Here is a 1,861-nt window from a genome sequence, read left to right on the forward strand (position 1 = left end):
CTAGTGCTCTGACCGGGAAAGTTCGCCGGGTTGGCGGTGCCAGCGGTTGGATGTGCGGTGGCGTCCGTCCGTCCAACCGTTGGGGGTGTCGTGGCTGAGCCTGTCCGTGTGCGCAGGTTGACCGACCAGGAGGGGCAGAAGCTGCAGCAGATCGTGCGTCGGGGCAGCACCAGTTCGGTGCGGTTCCGGCGGGCGATGATTCTGCTGGCCTCGGCTGGCGGGAACCGGGTGCCGGTGATCGCCCAGCTGGTGCAGGCCGACGAGGACACCGTCCGCGACGTGATCCATCGGTTCAACGAGATCGGCCTGGCCGCTCTGGACCCTCGTTGGGCGGGAGGCCGTCCCCGCCTGCTCAGTCCTGACGACGAGGACTTCGTCGTCCTGACGGCCACCACCCGACCGACCAAGCTCGGCCAGCCCTTCACCCGCTGGTCCGTCCGCAAACTCGCCGGCTACCTCCGCAAAGTTCACGGCCGCGTCATCCGCATCGGACGCGAGGCATTACGGTGCCTGCTCGCCCGCCGCGGCATCACCTTCCAGCGCACCAAGACCTGGAAAGAGTCCCCGGACCCCAACCGCGACACCAAGCTCGACCGCATCGAGCACGTCCTGGACAGCTTCCCCGACCGCGTCTTCGCGTTCGACGAGTTCGGGCCGCTCGGCATCCGCCCCACCGGCGGCTCCGGCTGGGCACCCGCCGGCCACCCCGAGCGGCACCCCGCGACCTACCACCGCACCCACGGCGTCCGGTACTTCCACGGCTGCTACTCGATCGGCGACGACACCCTCTGGGGCGTCAACCACCGCAAGAAGGGCGCCGACAACACCCTGGCCGCGCTCCGGACGATCCGTGCGGCCCGCCCGGACGGCGCCCCGATCTACGTCATCCTGGACAACCTGTCCGCCCACAAGGGCGAGACCATCCGGCGCTGGGCGAGGAAGAACCGCGTCGAGCTGTGCTTCACCCCGACCTACGCGTCCTGGGCCAACCCGATCGAGGCCCACTTCGGGTCACTGCGGCAGTTCACCGTCGCGAACTCCCACCACCGCAACCACACCGTCCAGACCCGGGCCCTGCACGCCTACCTGCGCTGGCGCAACAAGAACGCCCGCCACCCCGACGTCCTCACCGCCCAACGCCGCGAACGCGCCCGCATCCGCAGTGAGAAGGGCATCCGCTGGGGCGGACGCCCACTTGCCGCAGCCTGACCAATTTGGTGAACCCACGGCGCCAAGGCACTAACCGAGCAGGTTGAACGACTCAAAGGTGCTCGGTGTGGAGGGAAAGCCGCTGCTGAGGATGTCCGAGCGAAGCGCTCCGGTGAGGACACCGAGGAGGAACGGAACGAAGGTGAGATCGAAGCGCTCCCACCAGTCCCCCCGGGCCTCGTTGACCATCACGGTCCACTCGTCGGCGTCCTGGCCAGGCCTAGCCAGCCAGAAGAGGAACTCTCCGTTGTCGGTCGTTGCGAACGGGATGAGGCGCGCGCCGGTGTCGTTGAGCTCGTCAGGGCGCTCCTCTCCGCCGTCCCAGAGGTACTCGAAGGCGTCTGCGCGTTCCTCCGAGGTCTCGGCCAGGTCGTAGTGCACGTTGGGGCAGTCAGGCTCCAGGACGTACAGGTAGCCGTCGAGGTAACCGCCCCCGATGGCCTCGATGAACTCCTTGTAGTCAGCAGGCAGCCCGGTCCCGAGCGCACTCTCGACCGCGGACCAGTTCTTGGCCTCGCTTCGGTGGGGGCCGGGAAGGATCCGGGCGAGCTGCTCGACGGCTTCGTGCATGGCTGCCTCCAATCAGATGGACGTGCCACACATCCAACCGCTGCAAGGGCGACCCGGCGAACCTATGCGGTCACAGCACTAG

At 68.1% G+C, this 1,861-nt stretch carries 2 protein-coding genes; one reads left to right on the forward strand and one right to left on the reverse strand.

The features are described from left to right. The first annotated feature begins 90 nt into the window (after positions 1-90). Positions 91-1,209, forward strand: a complete 1,119-nt coding sequence (locus ACIF6L_RS38635; protein ID WP_396491943.1) for an IS630 family transposase — start codon at positions 91-93, stop codon at positions 1,207-1,209. Between the two features lie 30 nt (positions 1,210-1,239). Here ACIF6L_RS38635 and ACIF6L_RS38640 read toward each other — a convergent pair whose 3' ends face one another. After that, positions 1,240-1,779, reverse strand: a complete 540-nt coding sequence (locus ACIF6L_RS38640) for an SMI1/KNR4 family protein (RefSeq protein WP_396491942.1) — start codon at positions 1,777-1,779, stop codon at positions 1,240-1,242. Positions 1,780-1,861 lie beyond the last annotated feature (82 nt).

The organism is Kitasatospora sp. NPDC086009 (assembly GCF_044540385.1).
Lineage (GTDB): Bacteria > Actinomycetota > Actinomycetes > Streptomycetales > Streptomycetaceae > Kitasatospora.